Consider the following 20,031-nt stretch of genomic DNA (forward strand, 5'->3'; position numbering starts at 1 on the left):
GGCAATCCTGATACCGCACGATGCTGCGACCTACAAGGCCAGGTTCTCCCGCAGGAATTCGAACAGCAGCTTCACACGCTGCAAATGCCGGATGTCGGGATGCGCCAGCAGCCACAGGTCCGTCTCCAGTTCCGGCACCGGGCCCTCGACGATCCTGACCTGCGGGTTGTCCTGCAACAGCAGCATCGGCGCAACACCGACGCCCAGTCCCCACAGCACCGCACCGGCAATGGACAGCACGCTGTCGCACCGGTAGCGCGGCGCCACTTTCGGATAATGCTGACGCCGCCATTTCACGGAGGGATGGTCGGGCAGCGCATCATCCAGCGCAACCCAGTCCGCCTCCTGCAGCCGCAATGGCTGTGGGCTGCGCTCCAGATAGGCGTGGGCGGCGAAGACGGCGGACGCCAGGGTGCCAAGGCGGCTGCCGACCAGATGCTCGGGCGGTTTTTTCGTCGCGCGGATCGCGACGTCGGCATCGCGCCGGCTCAGGTCCGCCAGCGCATTGGTCACTACCAGCTCCAGCTCGATCTTCGGATAGGCCGCAGTGAACCTCCCCAGTACCGGCAGAAGCAGGCCGTGCAGAATGGTGTCGGTGGTGGTGATGCGCAGCGTGCCCGATGGCTCGTCGCTGCTCTTGCAGGCGACCTCGCGCGCCTCCTGCAACTGCGCCTCGATGCGCTCTGCATGAGCGGCAAGTGTGCGCGCCAGCTCGGTTGGCAAATACCCCTGCCGGCTACGCTCGAACAGCAGCTGGCCAAGGTCTTTCTCGATGCGCTTGATGGCGCGGAACACCGTCGAAGCATCAAGCTTCAACCGCTCTGCAGCGCCACCGAGCGTACCGCCACGTACCAGTGCCAGCAGCAGTTCGAGATCAGACAGGCTGAGGGCAGATTGCATCTTTGCATAGGAAGCTTTCATGAACGCCTATTTTCATTGGTTCTGTGCACACCTACATTAGCACCACACCAACCCACCTTGAAAGGAACTTCACCATGATTGACCAACGCTTTGCTCCCTATGCTGCCGCGCTGCTGCGCATCAGCCTCGGCGTGATGTGGATCTCGCATGCACTGCTCAAGCTGCTCGTTTTCTCGATGCCCGGCTTCAAAAGCTTTCTCACAAGCCAGGGTTTGCCCCCTTTCATCGCGTGGCCGATTGTCCTTGCGGAACTCGCGGGCGGCGCATTGGTCCTGCTCGGGATACATGGGCGTGTGGTCTCCCTCGCATTGCTGCCGGTGATGCTCGGCGCCATGAATGTCCACCTCGGCAACGGCTGGGTGTTCAGCAACCCCAATGGCGGCTGGGAATATCCGTTGTTCCTGATCGCGATGTCCGGCGTGCACGGCCTGCTCGGCGATGGCGCTTTTGCGCTGAAATCCACCGAAGTGCGCCGCATGCGGATGAAGACTGCCTGAACCTTGAAAGGATGCATCATGAAACTCACCCTCATCAGCCACAAACTCTGCCCCTTCGTGCAACGCGCCGTGATCGCGCTGAAAGAAAAAGGCGTCGACTTCGAGCGTATCGATATTGACCTGAGCGCCAAGCCGGACTGGTTCCTTGCGGTGTCGCCGCTGGGCAAGACTCCGGTGCTGCAGGTCGACGGCGAGGCGATCTTCGAATCCTCCGTGATCTGCGAATACCTCGATGACACCTTCGCGCCGCCACTGCATCCTGCCGATGCGCTGCAGCGCGCACGACATCGCGCGTGGATCGAGTTTGCTTCGGCTACGCTGAACAAGCTCTGGAGCTTTTACACCACGAAAGATGCGGCTGCCTTCGACGCCGCGTCACGGACTTTGGCAGAACACTTTCAGCAGCTGGAAAAGGCGTTGAAGGAAGGGCCGTACTTTGCCGGTGAGCGTTTCAGTCTTGTCGATGCCGCATTCGGCCCGGTGTTTCGTTACTTCGACGTATTCGGCGATGCCACCGGCACGGATTTTTTCGAGACGACGCCCAAGGTTCGGGCCTGGAGCCGCGCCCTTGCACAACGTCCTTCGGTACAAACTGCAGTGGCCCCCGACTATGCGGAGCGCCTGAAGGAATATGTGATCGGACATCACAGCTTGCTCGGCGAGCGCCTTCTGGCCGAGGCTTGAACGGCGTTGATGCAGCAGCAACAGCGCCCGCAAGCCGCGCGTTGTTTGCTGCATCCCGCGCTGCCATCTGCGCATCGACCTACACTGGAGAGTGTCTTGAGCCGGAGAGCCGTCATGCCAGAAATCAACCCTACGCAACAGGTCAAAGCGCTGCGTCCCGAAAAGGAAATCATGACGCGCCAGCGCCTGCCTTATTTCATCGGCGTCTCCGCCGCGACCGCCGGTGCTACGGGATTGTCGATGCACATGGTCGTCATCCCGCCCGGCGCGCGTGCCGAACCGCACATGCACGAGGGCTATGAAACCGCCATCTACGTGCTGGAAGGACGTGTCGAGACGCGGTATGGCGACGGCCTTCAGCAGTCCGTCACCAGCGAGGCCGGCGACTTCCTGTTCATCCCGCCGGGCATACCGCACGAAGCCATCAACCTGAGCGGGACCGAACCGGCGCGCGCCATCGTGGCGCGCAATGATGCGAATGAACAGGAGCGCGTCGTTCCCTACCGGCCGGATTCCGGCGCGTAACGGTTACTTGGACGCCGGGCGCTTTCCGCCTGCCAGCTGCGCATGGCGGAAGCAATCAACGCGATGGTCGTTCACCATGCCGATCGCCTGCATGTACGCATAGATGATGGTGGACCCGACGAACTTGAACCCGCGCTTGCCGAGATCCTTCGAAACACGGTCCGACAAGGGCGTGGTTGCTGGGATCGACGTTGCCCATGCATTCTGCAGCGGCTTGCCGTCCACATACGCCCAAAGGAAAGGCGCAAGCCCGCTGGTTTCTTCCCGCAGGCGCAGGTAAGCCTGCGCATTGCTGATCGTCGCCGCGATCTTCAGGCGGTTGCGGATGATGCCGGGGTTTGCCAGCAGTTCTGCCACCTTGTCCTCGCCGTAACGCGCGATCTTCTCCGCATCCCACTGATCAAACGCGGCGCGGTAGTTTTCCCGCTTGTTCAGCACCGTCTCCCAGCTCAAGCCGGCCTGCGCACCTTCGAGGTTGAGCATCTCGAACAGGCGCGTTTCATCATGACAGGGCACGCCCCATTCTTCATCGTGATAGGCGAGGTAGAGCGGGTTGGCCGGATTGGCCCAGCTGCAGCGGGTGATGGTCATTGGGCGATGGTGCAGATGTTGGTGTAGGTAATGGGGTAAGCGCGGGAGCGTTGATTCTAAAGGAATCGGCAAAACGCAAGCGCAATGTCTGGTTCGTATCGTTCCCGGATCCACCCCGAGTCGGGCGGTCGTCGTTGGCTACGACTTGCTCGCCTTCTTCTTCGGCTTTGGCAAGGGAATTTCTCGTTCCGTCATGCGTACGAGACTGGAAATCCATTCCCGATCATCCAGGCCTTCGTCGATGAGGAAGTACGGCTTCGCGCCCGGGTAGGGCAGCGCTTCGACCACTTGCCCGATCTTTGCCCGCACGGCCTCGGTCGGCTTGAGAAAGAACTGGTTATCGCAAACCAGGGCAACGACTTTCCCGTTGCAGTAGATCGCGTAATCACCAAACATTTTCCGGAACGAGACAGAACCAGTGCTCGCGATCTGATCGCAGACATATTCGACAAAATCCTGCTCCGAAGCCATCTTTCCTCCCAATGCGTCCTGATTTCCGCTTTCTCGTCGCCTGATCACCGAGGTCTCACTAGACTCCGTTGATGGAGCCGGATTTTGGCACAGCCTCACCGCTCACACTAAACCATGCGGCTATGTCGTGGCAGCACCGTCGCCTTGTTGCGCCCGGCAGGCTGCCTGATGCGCTTCAAACTCGGCGCAATACTTCCTCAGCCTTGCGGCATCCTCAACCGAGTTCAGAAACGGTTTTCCCCTCCCAACCACCATGACATCCTTGCCACCGACAGGACTGCCCAGGGTGATGTAAGGCTGGAACATGGCGCAGTCGACGTGCGGAAGGCACACGGAGAGCTGCGCATAGGCCTCCGTTGGAAACTGGTTCGACAGCACCAGCTTCCGCAATCCGCGCAGCTTGCACAGCGCTTTAAGGCCGCCGTCCGCCACCTTCAGGTTCACGAGCCGCAACTGCTCCAGGCCCTTCAGCATGCCGAGCGGCTCAAGGCTATCCAGCTTCAACGGGTTCCACATCCCGCCCTGCAAATCCAGCACCTTCAGCGCAGACAGTGCGGATAACGGTTCCAGCGCTTGCAGCTTGGGAAAATCGTAAATCGCCAATGTCTTCAGCCCTTGAAGATGTTCTATCCCGGATAACGAAATCGCCTTTGTATTCCAGTTCAGGCACAGTTCTTCCAGCCTGCTCATCGCGCCGAGCAGAGAAAGATCAGCGACGCGCATCTGGTACACCATCAGCATGCGCGGATTGACCGCCGGCGCGATGGCATCCCACTCGCGTTGGTTCACACCGAGCACCCAAAGGCGCTCGATCACCGGCCACTCCTTCAGGAGATGCAGGCTTTTCGTCGTGCCGTTAATCGCAAGATCAGTCGCCGAGCGCGGGACGTCTGCAAGATTTTGCGCATAGGGGATCGGGCTTTTGTTGAGATAAGTCGGGATCATGTGTTTTTCCGTGCTCGCCGCGCCAAGTTAAACGATCGGACCATAAGCAGGCCGGTTGGGCGGAAAAGTGAAGCGCCTTCCGCCGCATGCGACTAGCATACTTCGCTCATGCCAGACTACGGCCTCAGCCGCGTCCCGGGCGCGACCTGCTTCTCTACCGTCACTCCTCGAACACTGCAACTCGTGCTGTCGGAGCGTATCAACTCCTCCAAGTATGGGAATATGCAGCGGGTTGGCATCAGGACTCCGTGCGTTCAGTAGAAGATATTGGATTCTTGCGAGGAGCTTGGCCTTATGTATGGACAGTCAACGTCATCACCGGAAAATGAAGCCTACCCCCAAGCCACCTTTCCAGCCTATATAGACATGCCCGGAATTCGTCTGCAATACACCTCCGACATACTTGACGGGCAGACGAATGCGGTCGGTCAATTCGAACCGCCCCTTCGGATTGGTGCCGAACACGGCAGCATCATTACCGATTACAGCCGTTATATTTCCCGTCGTTGCATTGACATGAAACTCTCGAACTGATGCCTGGTAGCCCGTCACCCGGACCAGAGTATCCGTTATGTGGAATTTTTGGAGCTCACCCGCTCCACTGACAATGAGCGTCCGGCCGGCAGCGCCAAACATCGGACCGCCCATCTCCTTCGCTCGAATTTCTGCCAATCTTGCCGGCGCACATGGATCTTTGACATCAAACAGGAACAGTTCTCCGCTTTGATCGTGGATCAAAAGCGAAGGTGCATCCGGAAAGGAGACGAAAGAATAGGCAAAGATAGGCCGGTCACTCTCCGTTTTTCCAAAAGGATTGCTGCATTTCATTCCGGCCCCATCCGAGCCGACGCCATACACCAGCAATCCCCGGGAAAACGCCGGTTTCAAGCGTCTCTCCTGCAGGTACAGAAGACTGCCATCGGGCGACAAATGCATCGTCATGAAATCGCCTTCAATCCGCTCTGTGATGACAGGTTTTTCCGGATGATCGATGTCGACAATACTCAGGCCAAACTCCTTGTCAGGCGGCGACTTGTTGTGGGATGTCTCCATTACGTAAGCACGCTTGCCGTCCGGGCTCAGGGCGAAATCAGTCACGTATATCGCGGCAAGAGTCGCAACCACCTTTGGCTGGTCAGGGTTGGCAATAGAAATCAGATAAAGACCATGCGTACCGCCTGCCTCCAGCGTATCCCAGGGATGAACCGACGCCACGAGAATATCCGGCCGTCCCGGAGCCATCGCGAGCTTGGAAACATAGCCATCAATGACGGCACTTTTCTGAATCGTGTGCTCGCGCACGGCTGGATCGGCCTCGGAACTGTATTGCGGCGCTCCAAATTCCAGGCCCAAGGACTTCAGATAGATCTCGTTGTCTTTTTTCTTCCCCAAGACGGCATAGTCCAATGCGTTGAAACCGAGGTCGTCCACAGCGTCCAATTTTGACTCTGCCTGAATCAGCAACTTGAGCATCTTGACGTCACTATGCTGAGCCGCATGCATCAGCGGCGTACGCTTTGTATGAATCAGGCCGGGATAGATGCATGCATCGCCGTCCGGTCTAAGCTCACTGGCGGATTTGTAAGCATGGTTGACGTTGGCACCGGACTGCATGAGCGCCTCGGCTGCCTTGTGATTATTTGCGCCTATGGCATAAAAGAGCGCAGTCTTTCCGAAGTCGTTTGCCGCATTCACGGGCACTTTTCTGCTCAGGAGATATTCCAGGTTCGGTTGACTGCCAATGGCAAGGGATAACAAGGGCTCCAGCTCTCTTCCCAATTGTTCGAACGCCTCCTGGGGCAACATGTCGGCAAATGAGGAAACAATCGGTAGCGGCCGGTTATGGATAAGGGCAACGCGCAGCGCCTGGTAAACCTCATCTTCGAAATACGGGTCGTAGTAGTCATTCTTGTTTTCTCCCAGTACGCGCCGGATCTCTTCAGGTGTGGTACGACCATTGCGCGCAAGCTGCACAAAAACGGATTCCGGCTGTAACTCGCTTTGTGGAAAGCTGCCAGCCGCACGCTGCACAACAAGCATCAGCGCGCCACCGGCGGCGATCTGCGCATCCGGCCTGGATAACCCGAATTTTTCCTCGTAATACCTGACAAGTGCCGGCAGCACGCGGTCAAACTCTGCAATGAAGCCCTCAAACAGATCCTGATTGAAGCGACTTCTTTCAGACCATTGTTTGAAATACTGAATGACCTGGTTATCCTCATCGCTTCCCTCTGCTCGCGCGAACGACTTCCAGTCCATGCCCGTGTGGATCGATGTCAAACGCCGCGACAGCGTATTGGGCGAGAACCCAGCCTCGGCAAGGCTGAAATGGTAATAACGCCAGAGAGCATGAACAATCGAGCCAGTACAAACCTGCGGCCCATCCTCACCTCGAATTTGCTCTGCCAGAGATAACAGCTTTTGCATGAACTTTTGCACGCTCAGGCTTTCTGGGCACCGATAGTCAACATCGATGGGAGAACCTGTTCCCGAACCCAAATCGATCCCGCCGGAAAATACGCGCTCTGGAAACTTCTTCATTTCCCCGCAAGTCAGGTTGTCGTCGGCAAAGGGATCAAGCTCGTTAAGGCGGCTCTTGTAGGTTTTTCGCAGACAGGCTGTATCGGTGCATCGGTTCCTAACGTTTCGCAGCCATCGCAATTGCTCCGCTGTCAGCCGCTTCGCTTCCTTGGCATTTGCGTCCAGCTTCGCTGCGCTGAAGGCCTCTCCAAGTTGCGTATCCAGTTTGGAAATTTCCTCGCTTTTACAAATCAGTTTTTCCTGAATGGTGCGCGCTTGATCACAATAGAAGCTTGCAGCGTTTGCTTGGGTACAGGCCAGCAAGAAGAGCAAGGCGATCGTTTTTATATCTTTCATGGTGCTTATCAGGGCGCAATGATGAAATGAATATCTACGGCATCGACAGGCAGCAGTCCAGTAGGGGCAGAAAAGCAAAGCGCCTTCCGCCGTATGCCGCTCTTCGGCACTGTGTTCATGCCAGCCTACTTCCGCAACTATCTCCCCCGGCAGGAACTGCTCCCGCCATCAATCCCCTCGATTGCCGCCGCTCCTTGCTGACGAAGGATATCAAGCCTTTCAAGCAGGGGATCGCGCAGTGGGTGGTTAAGAGTACGCATCTTTTCACCGTTTCACGCAGGCAGGAGATTACCCATACGATGGGTCGGTGGAACTGACCACCGGATAGCGCGGTGAATGGCACATGCGGCGGGAGGCGCTTCGCTTTTCTGCCCTGCGGCTCTACGATGGTACATCCGTCCCTGCGACCTGAAACATCCCATGGACATGGGAGCGGCGGGAGTCAAAGCGTTTTTGACGCATGCTGCCGAAACTCGAACGAGAGCCGTTCCGCCCATCCGGGTCTGGCCTTGCAGGGTCAGGAAGCGCCGTCGTGCCAATCCAACGGTCGGCACCTGCATGAGTCACTTCCGCCGCCCACCTGGGATTGTCACATAGACACGATCCGTGAATTTCCTTAGACTGGATTCGCCTTTCTGGCACGTGTTGACGGATGCCGCATTGTGCAGCGCAATGCACCTGGGCGGCGTGACGCAAGGGCTCTGGTTGCAGGAACGGAAAACGCAGCAACGACTTAGAGCCTGTTTGAAAACTTACTGCGCAGCCCGATTTTGGCTCTGCGATGCTCGTCGTACCTCACGTACGACTGCGCTTCTCAAGCCAAACTCGGACCGCTCGCTACAGTTTTCAAACAGGCTCTTATAACAACAGGAAGGGACAACGATCATGATCTACAAAGGCAGCTGCCACTGCGGAAGAGTGGCATTCGAAGTTGAGGGCGAGCTTACCGGCACGGTGGACTGCAACTGCTCCATCTGCTCGCGCAAGGGGGCGCTGTTGTGGTTTGTGCCGCGCGAACAGCTGAAGCTGCTGACGCCGGAAGACGCGGCCAGCACCTATACCTTCAGCAAGCATGTGATCAAGCACCGCTTCTGCCCGGTCTGCGGCATTCATCCTTACGGTGAAGGCGTCGATCCGCAGGGCAATCACATGGCGGCGATCAACGTGCGCTGCCTTGAAGGCGTGGATATCGCGTCACTGCCGGTGCTGCACTTCAACGGTCGAGAGCTATAACGGCAAGCCCGTCCGTCGATCACGCCATGCACTGGTTCTACCTGACCGTCGCGATCCTGTCCGAAGTGATTGCCACCTCGGCATTGAAAGCGGCCGAGGGCTTTACCAATCCATTGCCCACGACGCTGGTCATCGTTGGCTATGCGCTCGCGTTCTACTTCCTGTCGCTGGCCTTACGCGCGATTCCGCTCGGCGTGGCCTATGCGATCTGGTCCGGCGTAGGCGTGGCGCTCATCTCCGTCGTCGGGTGGTTCCTGTATCGGCAGGCGCTCGACCTCGGCGCCATCATCGGCATCACATTGATTGTGGCCGGCGTGCTGGTGCTGAACCTGTTTTCCAAAGTATCTGCACATTAGGCCGCACATCACCATGCCACCCACTTCCACGCCACTGCAGAGAGCACGAAAGGCGCTCCTGCTTTTTGCCCTGATCCTCGCGCTCACACTGCTGGCGATCGACCGATATGCCGCGTACATGTATCGCCCGGCAGACGACGCAAAGCAGGTTGTGATCTACACGACCACGTGGTGCCCTTACTGCAAGCAGCTGCGCGAGGACCTGGCCGCAAGCAAGGTGCCCTACGTAGAGTACGACGTCGAAAAGACGCTGCCCGGATGGCTCGGCATGTGGGCCTTGCGCGGGCGCGGCGTGCCGGTGTCGACGGTCGGATCGAAGGTGGTGTACGGCTACCGCGTCGACCAGATCGCCGCCGGGCTCGATGACATTGGTTACACCTATCTTCCGGCCAGCATCGTCATGCCTGTCGGCGAGAAAGAGGCACCGGCTGTTCGATAGTCTGCGTCCGCAATGACACACAACGCGGATGGCGCAGGCCAAACGCTGCGTTGCTTGTGCTATCTCGTATTGCCGGCACACGGGTCGTGAAAGACTGCGGCAGAAAGCGTGCGGCAATCCCGTTTCATCCGTTTTGCACTGCAGGCATCGGCCTGTATTCAAGGAGAAATACATGCATTTACTGGCAGAAGAGAGTATTCACATCAAACGCCCCGCTTCGGACGTGTTCAACTACGTCACCGACATGGAGCGCTTCGGCGAGTGGTTTCCCGGCGTGCTGTCGATTGAATCCGCCAATCAACACCAGCATGGGCAGGTCGGCAAGGAGTATCTGGAAACGGTCTCCATCCCGCTGCGCGGCGAACGAAAAATCAAGCTGGTCGTGCGCGAAGCGGAAGCCGGGCGGCGCTTTGTGACCGAAGGAAAGCTCTCGCCATTGATGCCGAGAATGGAAGTGACGTTTTCTCCGGTGGCCGTGGCTTCCTGTCAGCTGACATGGCGCATGTACAGCCGCAACAATGGGGGCTTCGTACGCCTGGCGCTGCTGCCGCTGGCACGACGAGTAATGCGCAAGCGCGCGGCAGCGGGGGTCAAGCGGCTCAAGCGACACCTGGAACAGTCACCCGATGATGTGACCACGCACGGCTGAAGTGTTGCATCGGCACGAACACCTCTTCCCGCAGTGTTCGTGCCGCGCAACCAGCCATCACTGCGGTAGCTGCCTGCCCGCACGGCATTCCCCCGTCTTTTCAATGACTTGGCCGCATCCGGGATGTTTTAACGCGGCTGGCACTCTCCATGCTCATGTTCTCGTACGCAGGACATGCTGTCCTCGCACTGAACCCAAGGAGAACTGCCATGAGCACACTGACCATCAAGGATCTTCCCCGCAACGAGGAACTGGACCGCGCCGCACGCAAGGCGATACGCGGCGGCATGATGAAGCTGCCTTTCCAGCGCTATTCCGCTGACAGCCTGCTGACCACGCCGGACGGCGACCCGGTGTCGGTCTATGTGGACGGCGTGCTGGTCAACTCCGTCACGACCGGCTATGCGCCGCGATAGCACAGAGCGTTGCTGCGAAACGAGCGAGCTTGCGGAAAATCGCGGTCGTTACGCGTGGTGGCGACGCTTTCCCGCAGTGAGGTGCTGCTGCCGCGTCAGCCGAATTTTCGCGCTGCATCCAGTGCCAGCCCGGCGCCGATGCTGCCGAACAGATCACCTTCCACGCGGCGCGCGGACGGCAGCAGTGCGGCGATCTTCTGCCGCAACAGTTGCACGCCGCTGGAGCCGCCGGTAAAGAACACGGTGTCGATCGCGTCGGCGTTGACACCAGCGTCGCGCAGCACCTTGCCGACGGTGGCTTCGATGCCGGCGACGAGATGTGCGATGGCGGTGTCGAAGGTCGCACGCTGCAAGTCCAGCACGACGTCGCTTGCGATACGGTCCAGCCGCAGCTGCGTGGCCGGCGCATCGGACAGCGCGATCTTGCCTTCCTCGGATTTCAGTGCCAGCCAGTGGCCGTCGCGCTGCTCGATCAGTTGCAGCAGACGCGCGAGCTTGTCGCGCTCGCGCGCATCGCGGTAGACGTCCTGCAGCTCGCGCCACACCTTCTGCGTGTAGGCAAAGTTGATCGTGTGCCAGGTGGCGAGGTTGAAGTAGTAACTCGACGGCACTTCGGTGCCGTTATTGAGTTGCGTGCCGAGGCCGAGCAGTGGCATCAGGCAGGACAGGCTCAGGTACTTGTCGAAGTCCGTGCCGCCGATGTGCACGCCGCCGGTGGCAAGAATGTCATTGCGCCGGTCGATCTGTTTCGCACGCTGCGGCGACAGGCGCACCAGCGAAAAGTCCGACGTCCCGCCGCCGATGTCGGCGATCAGCACCAGCTCTTCGCGGTCGATGCCAGATTCGTAATCGAAGGCGGCGGCAATCGGCTCGAATTGAAACGCGATATCTGTGAAGCCTGCTGCATGCGCAACTTCGCGCAAGGTGTCTTCCGCCAGCTTGTCCGCAGTGGCATCGTCATCGATGAAATGCACCGGCCGGCCGAGCACTGCCTGCGTGAACGACTGGCCCGCAGCCTGCTCCGCGCGGCGCTTCAATTCGCGCATGAATTGCGCGAGCAGTTCGCGAAACGGCAAGGCGCGTCCGTCCACTTCAGTCTGGCCGTCGATCAGGCTGGTGCCGAGCAGGCTCTTGAGCGAACGCATCAGGCGGCCTTCATGCCCTTCCAGGTAATCGGCCAGTGCCGCGCGGCCGAAGCGCACCGCGTTGTCATCCGCATTGAAGAAGACGACGGAAGGCAGCGTCGCCTTGCCTTCCTCCAGCGGCAGCAGCAACGGTTGGCCGGGGCGGAAAAAACCAACGGTGGAATTGGAGGTGCCGAAATCGACGCCGCAAGCGTGGGACATGGTCTTACTCGTGTAGCGCTGGCTAGAGGGTGTTATGAACTGGAGCAGGGGTCGCGCAACCCCGAGAAGCGGCCGCATACTAGGCGCAGCGACGCGTCGTAGCGGGGCTACGGCAAGGAGCTGCAACAACGTAGGCGGCCACTTCCCGGGGTTGCCCGAAGGGTTCCGTCGAGAACGGCGCATCGCGGTGTCGCAGGCCGCTTGCAGTACCCGTACTGCGGCGCGTCCTGCTTCGTGCGCTGCATCCGTTCTCGACGGAACGCGACCCCTGCTCCAGTTCATAACACCCTCTAGAAATACGGTCACCGGATGTTGCATCGATGACAGCGAATGCGTGCGCCGAAATCAAGGGACGCACATGATAAGTGAAAAGGCAGGGAAAGGGGATGCGGAGGGAAACGAAAAACCGGAGAACGCGGGGGAAGGTGCGCTCTCCGGTACCGGCACAGATTACGGGCCGGTCAGCTTGGACGTGTCGGGATTGGGCGCTGCGGCGGTCGCGGTCACCGGCGTGGTGGTGCTGTTGGCCATCACCGGCTGCGCCTCATCGACCCAGACCACGTTGTTATCGACTGCATACAGCTTGCACGGCTCGCTGCTGTTCTTCTGACAATCGGCCAGCGCCTGCTGCACCGGATCGTCACCATCTTCCACCCAGCTCCATGCGCCGCTGGACGAAATCGCAAACGCGCGCGGCGTGGACTTGTTCAGGAAGGCGCGATACTGCTCGCGGCCACGGTCACGCAGGAAAGGAATCGCGTCGACGTTGTCGAGCGCCGCGTACTGCGTCTCCGGAATCTTGATCCCGTCGTCGAGTGCGAGCACCGTCTCGGTCGGCATGCCGAGACCCTGCAGGAACTTCTCGGTCTCCGGCCACCAGATCTGCACGCCGTCGCGGCTGCCGCTCATGCCGTGCGCATCTTTCTTGAACGGGCCGTAGGCAACCAGCTTCGCCATGCCGCCGGCCTTCACATAGGCATGATGCAGGCGCGATGCGAGTTCGGGGCCGAAGTGATGGTCGTTCTGGCCATAGAACCACAGGCTTGGCAGCGCAGTCTTGGCGCCATAGGTGGCGAACGCCTGCTCCAGCGAATCCTGCCAGCGGCAGTTGCCGCCATGCATCTTCAAACCACCGGCAAAATTGATCAGGCCTTTGACGCCGGGGAATTGCTGCGTGCCGAAGGCCATTGCGGTCAGGCCGCCATAGGACTGGCCGGCGACGACGATGCGCTCCGAGTCTGCCCACGGTTGCGTGCGCAGATACTGCAGCGTGCCGATCAGGTCTTCCGCCTGCGAGTAGCCGTGCGCGGTCATGTCGCAACCCGGATCGATGTACTCGCCGGTCGACTTGGAGAAGCCGGTACGCATCGGGATCACGACCGCATAGCCACGCTTGACGAATTCCTTGCTGATGACAAGGAAGCGATCACGGTTCTGCGAGCGCGGATTGCCGAGTGCCTTGCCGTGATTCATCACGATCAGCGGGAACGGGCCGATGCCCGGCGGCTTGAAGATCGTGGTTTCCAGTTCAACCGTCTTGCCGCCAGATACGGCGGGGACCATGACGACTTCTTCGTTGAGGGCAGCGTCGAGCGGTGCTGCGTTGACGTGGGACGGGCTGGTCATCCAGCCTGCTGTTGCGAGAACGACTGCGCCGAGCGCGCCGATCCAGTTTTTCTTCGAGGTACGCTTTTGGTCAAATAAGCCTGACATATTTCCGATATCCGTCGAATTGCAAACACATCGGCCCGCGTGGCGAGCCGTCGAATCGCGCTGTGACGTCGTTCTTGACGTAGCGCAACGTTGCCCATTCTAAATATCGGGTTTCCTCGGTTCAATGCCCGTTTATGCAACTCGGAAAGGTTTTTTTACGGAAATTTATTGATGCGACAAGGATTTACCCGCATTCCTTGCTGATGCGGCAACAGGATGTGGGGAAAGGGTGGAAAAACTTTTCCATCAGACACTTTGAGCAAGCTCAGTACGTGCGATGCGGGGTGTGCGCACCATGCCTGACAGGGCGATGCAGAAGGCGTACGTTTGTTTTTATGCAGCGCGCAACCTTCACGATGCCCGACGGTCAATAGCAAACACCGTTTTATATGGAGGAAGCATGAAAGTTGACGTGTACAAGCGTCCCGACCACGAGGGCCTTTATTCATACCTGGCGGTGCCCGAAGGCCGGCCGATTCCGAATGAGGCAACCAATGTCGATTGGGAGACGGCGGAGAGCAATGTCGACCTCGATCCGGACAACGAACCTTTGCTCGGGCTCTCCGCGGACGATGCACTGGAGCAGATCAATGCGAAGGGGTATGCGATCTCCAGCGTACAGAACAAGATCAGGATCGGACCCAACATATAACGCCTGCGGCTGCCCATTCACGCAGCAGCCATTCCTCCCCAAGCGATCGCACGCCATCCGCTAAAGAACGCGAACGACAGCGAGCGCTCCTTCCCCCTCCCGGGGGAAGGCCACAGAATTCACCAAGGTCAATGCCACTTCGCCGGGCGCTGCAGCTTGTCACGGTGCGGAGTCATCCGCCTGCAGCCTTCATGCAGAAGTGTCATGTGCAGCCGTCGTGTGCGGCGCCTGCAGTCCATCCTTCGACCGGATCCATGTCACGTGGCAGGCCGTAGTGCGGGCGTGGCGCCGCCCATGCCGCAGCCACTGCGCACAGCACCGCATCCAGCCAGTCTGCGCTGCCGTCATCGATGAGATGGCGGCGCAGCCTTGCCGGCAGCGTGAGCGTCACGCCGAGCGGATGCGTGCCGTTCTCCAGCGCCCGCACAATCTGCTCGCGCGCGGCACGCCGCTCCGGTGTCTGCTTCGCGCGCTCGTCGCTCTTGTAGGACGACCGCGTGACGGCGCGCGCCACAAGTCCCGGATAGCCTTCCAGCGCAATGCGTTGCGGATCTCCCGCATGCAGGCCGACTACCGTGACGCCCGCACGCAGCAGGCGTTGCGTGCCTTCATGGAACATGTACGCCACCGGCGGATTTACCCATTTCATCGACGGACTGGAGCCGGCAGGCCGGTCTGTCGCGCGATGCGCAAACTTGTTGCCCACCGGGCGCGCATCGCAAAAGGCCTTGAAGATGGCGCGCAGTTCGGTGCGCGGCAAGGCGGCGCAATGGGTGACGAGCCCGGCCCAGGTCTGCGGCCAGCCGAGATGCTCGACCAGTTCGCGTGAGAGTCCGAAAGGAAAATCGAAAGCGCCGATCCATGTGTCGGGCGCGGAGAGCCATGCCTCGTAGGATGCCCAGTCCGCATGCGTATCGATGCGTTCGAGCTTGAGCGTCGTGCCGACGAGCTCACCGTGCGCGACCGTGATCGGCTTGGCGCGGCGCGGGACAGAAGTGAAATCGACACCGACGATATGCATGGCGAGGGCGGAATGGATGACAGCAAACAGGTGCAATGTTAGAGCGGTTTCGCCCTGACCTGCTCGCCGATGCCGGGCGCCTTACCTCCGTCACTACGTTGCGGGGGGCCGCCGAGGCCTCCTTGTCGTAGCCCGCTACGCCGCGTCGCCGCGCCCCTCGGCGGGCCCCTTGTTACGAAGGCAATCCGCCTCGGCCTCGTCTGAGCCAGTCAGGACGAAACCGCTCTAGCCCGGACGCAATAACGCTGTCGGTCATCAATACTGCTGCGGATTATTTTTAGTTTCAGGAATTATCGATCAGCAAAAGTGATCGAAGAATCAATGCCGCCGTGCTGATGTGCACCTTCGACGCCTGCCGTCGAAGAACTGGCGTGACGCGGCACTTCGCACAATAAGAAAGCAACGCAATGAAGGGACCACTGCCTTTCTCCGGAACATGGCAGCGCCGCGCAGCAGCGCTCGTACCTGCCATCTTGCTGGCCATCCTGTCGGGATGCGCGACATTGCCCGATGTGACCTACCTGCATGAGCGGGAACTGGTACCGCGCAGTGCCCCCACCATCGTCGGCCACCGAGGCGAGTTGCCGGAAGAAAAAGCCGAGGCCTTGCTGGCACGGCTGCAAAGCCGGGCCGGGGAGACCGACATCCTCGCCCGGCATGTCGCCGCAGAAGAAGCGATCAGCGGCCGGCCTCTCGTCGCCGGCAACAAGATCACCCTGCTCGACGATGGCCCGGCCACGATGCGCGCGATGATGACGGCGATCCGCAATGCACGTGACCACATCAACCTCGAGACCTATATCTACGAAGCGGACGACGTCGGGCGGGCTCTCGCGGAGCTGCTGATGCAGAAAAGCCGCGACGGGATTGTCGTCAATCTGATCTATGACAGTGTCGGCTCGCGCGAGACGCCGCGCGAGTTCTTTGATCGCCTGCGCAGCGGCGGCGTCGCCGTGCATGAATACCACCCGGTCAATCCGCTCGAAGCGGGCCCCGACTGGGACATCAACCAGCGCGACCATCGCAAGATCCTTGTCGTCGACGGCCGCATCGCCTTCACCGGCGGCGTCAACATCAGCGAGGTGTACGGCAAGAGCTCGCTGATCCGCAGCCGGCGCCACCAACCTCCGCCGAAGGACGTCAAGCAGGCGGCGTGGCGCGACACGCACATGCAGATCGAAGGGCCGGCCGTGGCGGAATTTCAGGCGCTGTTTCTCGACACCTGGAAGCGCAAGAGCGGCAGCGCCGCGCGCCATGCAAACTACTTCCCGCCGCTGAAGGCCGAGGGCAATGCGCTGGTGCGCGCGATCGGCAGCACGCCGGACAAGGCCGACTATGCGGTTTACAAGACCTACATTTCGGCGCTGGCCCATGCCGACAAATATGCGCACCTGACCACCGCCTACTTCGTGCCCGACCAGCAGATCGTGCAGGCGCTGACCGATGCCGCACGGCGCGGCGTCGATGTGCGCATCATCTTTCCCAGCTTCACCGATTTTGGCCCACTGCTGTATGCGAGTCGCTCGTACTACGACGAGTTGCTGGCAGCCGGCGTCCGTGTGTACGAGCGCAAGGCGGCGATGCTGCATGCGAAGACGGCCGTCATCGATGGCGTCTGGTCCACCATCGGCTCGACCAACCTCGACATGCGCAGCTTCCTGCACAACGACGAGATCAATGCGGTGATCCTGAGCATCGATTTTGCGGAACGGATGGAAGCGCTGTTCCAGCGCGACTTGCGGGAATCGTCGGAAGTCAGGCCGGAAGAATGGCGCAAGCGCGGCATCCGTCAGCGAATGCGCGAGTGGGCGGTCCGCCTGTTTGCCTACTGGCTCTGACGGCTCTGACGGCTCTGACGGCTCTGACTCGGCTCTGATACAACTCCGATTCAATTCTCAGCCCACCCGGCTGAGGGCAGCAGCCCCGCGCGACATGCCGCAGCGAACCGATACAGATTTTTAATCAATGCAACTCTTCCGCCGATTGCACGGCAAGACCGTGCGAGCCTCTCTTTGATACACGCCCATCTTCAAGCCTGTGTCACTTAATTTTTATCAATGCCTTGAACCAAATTGACATTCTTGCATCCGACCCTGCGTGTGCGATGGCTTGGAAGCGATGTGAGCAAATGAAAAATTCGATCGAAGTGCCTGCCTTCGTGTGGAGGTGGGCAGCGTCATTGTTATCGGGAATCGTATTGACCGCCTGCAGCGGCGGTGGCGGTGGCGGCGGAAGCGGAGGCAGCACCAGCAGCGCACCGGCTGCCAGCCCGCCGGCACAGGTGGCCGGCGCCTCGGTGGAGCAGGCACTGGAGGTACCGGCGGCACTGTCCGACGGGCCGCTAAGCGCCGACAACAAGCTCACGGTGCCACCCGGGTTCGGTATCCGCTTGTGGGCAAACGTACCGGGTGCGCGCTTCATGGCACTGGCGCCGAACGGCGACGTGCTGGTGTCGCAGCCGAGCACGGGACGCATCCTGCTGCTGAGGGAACGCGCGGGCGATGCGCCGCAGGAGTTCGAATTCGCATCCGGGTTGCGCAAACCGCACGACATGGTGTTTCACCGCATCGGCGACACGACCTACCTCTATGTTGCGGAGTCCCATCAGGTCACGCGCTCGGTCTACAACAGCGGCGACACGGCCAGCGCGGAACGGCAAGTGGTGGTTGCCGACCTGCCGGACGACTCGACGCCGGAGCTGCAGGGCCGCTACGGTCACCAGTTGAAGAATATCGCGCTCTCGGCAGACAACAAGTTGTATGTCTCGATTGCCTCCGCCTGCAATGCCTGTGCGGAGGACACCGTCAGCGATCCGGTGCGCGGTGCGATCTATCAATACAACGCCGAAGGCGGCGAGCGGCGCCTGTTTGCGCGCGGCATACGCAATGCCGAAGGGCTGGATTTCATCCCCGGCACCAATACGCTATGGATCGCGGTAAACCATCGCGACGAGATCCGCGTGCCGGTGGATGAAGATGTCGATGGCGACGGCAGCAGGGATCGCGGCAAGCTGCTGCCGTCCTATGTCGACGACTATCCTGCCGAACCCTTCACCGTGGTGCGCGACGGCGGCAACTACGGCTGGCCGTTCTGCAATCCGGTGCCGAACGCGGCGATGTCGAACCTCGCATTGCAGCTCGATTACGACACGAATGCCGATGGCAGCAGCCTGGACTGCGCCACCGTGGATCGCCCGGCCAAGGGCATCCGGCCCCATGCGGCGCCGCTCGGCTTTTCCTTCCTGCATGACAGCGCCGTGCCGGCCGCATACCGCAAGGGTGCGGTGGTCGCGCTGCATGGCTGCTGGAACTGCACCAGCCTGCGCGCCGGTTTCAAGGTCGTGTACTTCCCGTTTGACGATGCAGGCAATGTGGGGGCGGAAGTCGACCTCGTGACCGGCTTCGTCACCAACCCCGACGCGCGCGCCGTGTGGGGCCGCCCGGTGGATGTGATCGCGGACGCGAAAGGCGGCCTGCTGATCTCGGACGATTTCGCCGGCGTGATTTACCAGCTCTATCCGAAGTAACAAGAGTTACTTCGCAGCGGCGATCACCTCCTGCGCCACGCGGAAACCTTCCACGGCTGCCGGCGCGCCGCAATAGATAGCGGCGTGCAGCAGCACTTCGCGGATTTCTTCCGGCGTTGCGCCGTTGTTCAGCGCGCCGCGAATGTGGCCTTTCAGTTCGTGCGAACGGCCGAGTGCCGTCAGCATGGCCACGGTGATGAGGCTGCGGGTCTTCAGCTCCAGCCCCTCGCGGCACCAGACCGTGCCCCACGCATTGCGGCTGATGAACTCCTGCAGCGGCATCGTGAAGTCGTCGGCGTTCGCAAACGCATTCTCGACAAAATCCTCGCCCATCACCTTCTTGCGCATCTGCAGGCCGTCTTCGAATTGCTGGTCGCGCTGCTTGTCCTTCTGCTTGTCATTCTGCTGGTCCATCATCGTTTCCTTTCCGGTAAAACCTCGATTTTATAAAACCCGGCGCGAGCGGCCCCCGGAAATGCTGATCAGGAGAGGCATATTCATTTTTTCCCCGGCACAGCGCAGAATGCGGCTTTCACTTTTTCCGGAGTGGCACCGTGCTGCTTGCCTATTACCTGAAAGGTCTCGGCCTTGGCGCCGGCCTGATCATTCCGATCGGCGCGCAGAATGCGCACGTGCTGCGCATGGGCCTGTACCGGCGCCATGTCGGCCTGACGGTGCTGGTGTGCATCGTGTGCGAGATGCTGTTCATCACCCTCGGCGTGGCGGGCGTGGGTTCGGTGGTGGAAGGCAATCCACTGCTGCTGTCGGCAGCACGCTGGGGCGGCGCGGCCTTCCTTGCGTGGTATGGCTTGCGTTCCTTGCGCGAAGCATTCGGACGCCATGCGCTGAATGCTCCGCCGGCGGCCGCCGCAATGACGGCCATGCGCGCACTGGTTGCCGCACTCGCGGTGACGGTACTCAATCCGCACGTGTACCTGGATACCGTCGTTTTGCTTGGCGCCATCGGCGGCCGCCAGGGGAGCGAAGGGAAATGGCTGTTTGCACTCGGCGCAATGAGCGCGGCCGTGCTGTGGTTCACCTCGCTCGGTTTTGGCGCACGGCTGCTGGCACCGTGGTTCGCGAAGCCCGCAGCGTGGCGCGTGCTCGACGCATTGATCGGCGCGGTGATGCTGGTGCTGGCGGCGACGCTGGCAATGCAGGACTGAGTG

General features: G+C 60.4%; 21 protein-coding genes. 12 read left to right on the plus strand and 9 right to left on the minus strand.

The window, feature by feature from the left end; all coding sequences use genetic code 11:
• Positions 1-30 precede the first annotated feature (30 nt).
• Positions 31-921, minus strand: coding sequence for a LysR family transcriptional regulator (locus tag ACYVIA_RS06290; RefSeq protein WP_460839012.1), 891 nt, complete (start codon positions 919-921; stop codon positions 31-33).
• Positions 922-995: 74 nt separating this feature from the next.
• Here ACYVIA_RS06290 and ACYVIA_RS06295 point away from each other — a divergent pair, with 74 nt between their 5' ends.
• From ACYVIA_RS06295 to ACYVIA_RS06305, 3 genes are all read left to right on the plus strand, one after another.
• Positions 996-1,418, plus strand: a complete 423-nt coding sequence (locus ACYVIA_RS06295) for a DoxX family protein (protein WP_460839014.1) — start codon at positions 996-998, stop codon at positions 1,416-1,418.
• A gap of 18 nt (positions 1,419-1,436) precedes the next feature.
• Positions 1,437-2,102 carry a glutathione S-transferase family protein gene (locus ACYVIA_RS06300; protein ID WP_460839015.1) on the plus strand — a complete coding sequence of 222 codons (666 nt, stop codon included), beginning with the start codon at positions 1,437-1,439 and terminating at the stop codon, positions 2,100-2,102.
• A gap of 114 nt (positions 2,103-2,216) precedes the next feature.
• Entirely contained in the window at positions 2,217-2,627 is a 411-nt protein-coding gene (locus tag ACYVIA_RS06305) for a cupin domain-containing protein (RefSeq protein WP_460839018.1), read from the plus strand.
• 3 nt (positions 2,628-2,630) lie between these two features.
• Here ACYVIA_RS06305 and ACYVIA_RS06310 read toward each other — a convergent pair whose 3' ends face one another.
• From ACYVIA_RS06310 to ACYVIA_RS06325, 4 genes are all read right to left on the minus strand, one after another.
• Positions 2,631-3,218, minus strand: a complete 588-nt coding sequence (locus ACYVIA_RS06310; RefSeq protein ID WP_460839019.1) for a DNA-3-methyladenine glycosylase I — start codon at positions 3,216-3,218, stop codon at positions 2,631-2,633.
• A gap of 138 nt (positions 3,219-3,356) precedes the next feature.
• A complete protein-coding gene (locus ACYVIA_RS06315; protein ID WP_460839021.1) occupies positions 3,357-3,689 on the minus strand; it encodes a TfoX/Sxy family protein in 333 nt (110 codons plus the stop codon).
• 120 nt (positions 3,690-3,809) lie between these two features.
• Positions 3,810-4,634: a leucine-rich repeat domain-containing protein gene (locus tag ACYVIA_RS06320; RefSeq protein ID WP_460839023.1), complete on the minus strand. Its 825-nt coding sequence runs from the start codon at positions 4,632-4,634 to the stop codon at positions 3,810-3,812.
• Positions 4,635-4,949: 315 nt separating this feature from the next.
• Positions 4,950-7,511: a hypothetical protein gene (locus ACYVIA_RS06325; protein ID WP_460839025.1), complete on the minus strand. Its 2,562-nt coding sequence runs from the start codon at positions 7,509-7,511 to the stop codon at positions 4,950-4,952.
• 885 nt (positions 7,512-8,396) lie between these two features.
• Here ACYVIA_RS06325 and ACYVIA_RS06330 point away from each other — a divergent pair.
• The 5 genes from ACYVIA_RS06330 to ACYVIA_RS06350 all read left to right on the plus strand — a co-directional run bounded on the left by ACYVIA_RS06330 (position 8,397) and on the right by ACYVIA_RS06350 (position 10,604).
• Positions 8,397-8,744, plus strand: coding sequence for a GFA family protein (locus tag ACYVIA_RS06330; RefSeq protein ID WP_460839027.1), 348 nt, complete (start codon positions 8,397-8,399; stop codon positions 8,742-8,744).
• A 26-nt stretch (positions 8,745-8,770) separates the two neighbouring features.
• On the plus strand, positions 8,771-9,100 hold the full coding sequence (locus ACYVIA_RS06335; protein ID WP_460839030.1) for a DMT family transporter: 330 nt from the start codon (positions 8,771-8,773) through the stop codon (positions 9,098-9,100).
• A 13-nt stretch (positions 9,101-9,113) separates the two neighbouring features.
• Complete coding sequence (locus ACYVIA_RS06340; protein WP_460839031.1) at positions 9,114-9,539, plus strand: glutaredoxin family protein; 426 nt, start codon at positions 9,114-9,116, stop codon at positions 9,537-9,539.
• Between the two features lie 172 nt (positions 9,540-9,711).
• Positions 9,712-10,188 (plus strand): SRPBCC family protein, encoded by a 477-nt coding sequence (locus ACYVIA_RS06345; protein ID WP_460839033.1) that lies wholly within the window; start codon positions 9,712-9,714, stop codon positions 10,186-10,188.
• 209 nt (positions 10,189-10,397) lie between these two features.
• Positions 10,398-10,604: a hypothetical protein gene (locus tag ACYVIA_RS06350; protein ID WP_460839034.1), complete on the plus strand. Its 207-nt coding sequence runs from the start codon at positions 10,398-10,400 to the stop codon at positions 10,602-10,604.
• A 95-nt stretch (positions 10,605-10,699) separates the two neighbouring features.
• Here the strand turns inward: ACYVIA_RS06350 and ACYVIA_RS06355 are convergent, their stop codons facing one another.
• Entirely contained in the window at positions 10,700-11,950 is a 1,251-nt protein-coding gene (locus tag ACYVIA_RS06355) for an Hsp70 family protein (RefSeq protein WP_460839036.1), read from the minus strand.
• 450 nt (positions 11,951-12,400) lie between these two features.
• Entirely contained in the window at positions 12,401-13,663 is a 1,263-nt protein-coding gene (locus tag ACYVIA_RS06360) for a dienelactone hydrolase family protein (RefSeq protein ID WP_460839038.1), read from the minus strand.
• 400 nt (positions 13,664-14,063) lie between these two features.
• On the opposite strand from ACYVIA_RS06360, the gene ACYVIA_RS06365 reads away from it, so the two are divergent.
• Complete coding sequence (locus ACYVIA_RS06365; protein ID WP_460839039.1) at positions 14,064-14,315, plus strand: DUF6139 family protein; 252 nt, start codon at positions 14,064-14,066, stop codon at positions 14,313-14,315.
• A gap of 202 nt (positions 14,316-14,517) precedes the next feature.
• Here the strand turns inward: ACYVIA_RS06365 and ACYVIA_RS06370 are convergent, their stop codons facing one another.
• Positions 14,518-15,336: a DUF429 domain-containing protein gene (locus ACYVIA_RS06370; protein ID WP_460839717.1), complete on the minus strand. Its 819-nt coding sequence runs from the start codon at positions 15,334-15,336 to the stop codon at positions 14,518-14,520.
• A gap of 407 nt (positions 15,337-15,743) precedes the next feature.
• Between ACYVIA_RS06370 and cls the strand changes: the two genes are divergently transcribed.
• Together cls and ACYVIA_RS06380 are read left to right on the plus strand one after the other, a co-directional pair.
• Entirely contained in the window at positions 15,744-17,174 is a 1,431-nt protein-coding gene (cls, locus tag ACYVIA_RS06375; protein WP_460839041.1) for a cardiolipin synthase, read from the plus strand.
• 290 nt (positions 17,175-17,464) lie between these two features.
• Positions 17,465-18,862, plus strand: coding sequence for a PQQ-dependent sugar dehydrogenase (locus tag ACYVIA_RS06380; RefSeq protein ID WP_460839044.1), 1,398 nt, complete (start codon positions 17,465-17,467; stop codon positions 18,860-18,862).
• A 6-nt stretch (positions 18,863-18,868) separates the two neighbouring features.
• On the opposite strand, the gene pcaC is transcribed toward ACYVIA_RS06380, so the two are convergent.
• Positions 18,869-19,279 (minus strand): 4-carboxymuconolactone decarboxylase, encoded by a 411-nt coding sequence (pcaC, locus tag ACYVIA_RS06385; protein WP_460839046.1) that lies wholly within the window; start codon positions 19,277-19,279, stop codon positions 18,869-18,871.
• 137 nt (positions 19,280-19,416) lie between these two features.
• Between pcaC and ACYVIA_RS06390 the strand changes: the two genes are divergently transcribed.
• A complete protein-coding gene (locus ACYVIA_RS06390) occupies positions 19,417-20,028 on the plus strand; it encodes a LysE/ArgO family amino acid transporter (RefSeq protein ID WP_460839049.1) in 612 nt (203 codons plus the stop codon).
• Positions 20,029-20,031 lie beyond the last annotated feature (3 nt).

The organism is Noviherbaspirillum agri, from assembly GCF_054780595.1.

What these genes read in the sequence shown, in the direction of transcription:
- ACYVIA_RS06290 (WP_460839012.1), bottom strand. Translation starts at nt 921, where the DNA reads ATGAAAGCTTCCTATGCAAAGATGCAATCTGCCCTCAGCCTGTCTGAT.
- ACYVIA_RS06295 (WP_460839014.1), top strand. Translation starts at nt 996, where the DNA reads ATGATTGACCAACGCTTTGCTCCCTATGCTGCCGCGCTGCTGCGCATC.
- ACYVIA_RS06300 (WP_460839015.1), top strand. Translation starts at nt 1,437, where the DNA reads ATGAAACTCACCCTCATCAGCCACAAACTCTGCCCCTTCGTGCAACGC.
- ACYVIA_RS06305 (WP_460839018.1), top strand. Translation starts at nt 2,217, where the DNA reads ATGCCAGAAATCAACCCTACGCAACAGGTCAAAGCGCTGCGTCCCGAA.
- ACYVIA_RS06310 (WP_460839019.1), bottom strand. Translation starts at nt 3,218, where the DNA reads ATGACCATCACCCGCTGCAGCTGGGCCAATCCGGCCAACCCGCTCTAC.
- ACYVIA_RS06315 (WP_460839021.1), bottom strand. Translation starts at nt 3,689, where the DNA reads ATGGCTTCGGAGCAGGATTTTGTCGAATATGTCTGCGATCAGATCGCG.
- ACYVIA_RS06320 (WP_460839023.1), bottom strand. Translation starts at nt 4,634, where the DNA reads ATGATCCCGACTTATCTCAACAAAAGCCCGATCCCCTATGCGCAAAAT.
- ACYVIA_RS06325 (WP_460839025.1), bottom strand. Translation starts at nt 7,511, where the DNA reads ATGAAAGATATAAAAACGATCGCCTTGCTCTTCTTGCTGGCCTGTACC.
- ACYVIA_RS06330 (WP_460839027.1), top strand. Translation starts at nt 8,397, where the DNA reads ATGATCTACAAAGGCAGCTGCCACTGCGGAAGAGTGGCATTCGAAGTT.
- ACYVIA_RS06335 (WP_460839030.1), top strand. Translation starts at nt 8,771, where the DNA reads ATGCACTGGTTCTACCTGACCGTCGCGATCCTGTCCGAAGTGATTGCC.
- ACYVIA_RS06340 (WP_460839031.1), top strand. Translation starts at nt 9,114, where the DNA reads ATGCCACCCACTTCCACGCCACTGCAGAGAGCACGAAAGGCGCTCCTG.
- ACYVIA_RS06345 (WP_460839033.1), top strand. Translation starts at nt 9,712, where the DNA reads ATGCATTTACTGGCAGAAGAGAGTATTCACATCAAACGCCCCGCTTCG.
- ACYVIA_RS06350 (WP_460839034.1), top strand. Translation starts at nt 10,398, where the DNA reads ATGAGCACACTGACCATCAAGGATCTTCCCCGCAACGAGGAACTGGAC.
- ACYVIA_RS06355 (WP_460839036.1), bottom strand. Translation starts at nt 11,950, where the DNA reads ATGTCCCACGCTTGCGGCGTCGATTTCGGCACCTCCAATTCCACCGTT.
- ACYVIA_RS06360 (WP_460839038.1), bottom strand. Translation starts at nt 13,663, where the DNA reads ATGTCAGGCTTATTTGACCAAAAGCGTACCTCGAAGAAAAACTGGATC.
- ACYVIA_RS06365 (WP_460839039.1), top strand. Translation starts at nt 14,064, where the DNA reads ATGAAAGTTGACGTGTACAAGCGTCCCGACCACGAGGGCCTTTATTCA.
- ACYVIA_RS06370 (WP_460839717.1), bottom strand. Translation starts at nt 15,336, where the DNA reads ATGCATATCGTCGGTGTCGATTTCACTTCTGTCCCGCGCCGCGCCAAG.
- cls (WP_460839041.1), top strand. Translation starts at nt 15,744, where the DNA reads ATGAAGGGACCACTGCCTTTCTCCGGAACATGGCAGCGCCGCGCAGCA.
- ACYVIA_RS06380 (WP_460839044.1), top strand. Translation starts at nt 17,465, where the DNA reads ATGAAAAATTCGATCGAAGTGCCTGCCTTCGTGTGGAGGTGGGCAGCG.
- pcaC (WP_460839046.1), bottom strand. Translation starts at nt 19,279, where the DNA reads ATGATGGACCAGCAGAATGACAAGCAGAAGGACAAGCAGCGCGACCAG.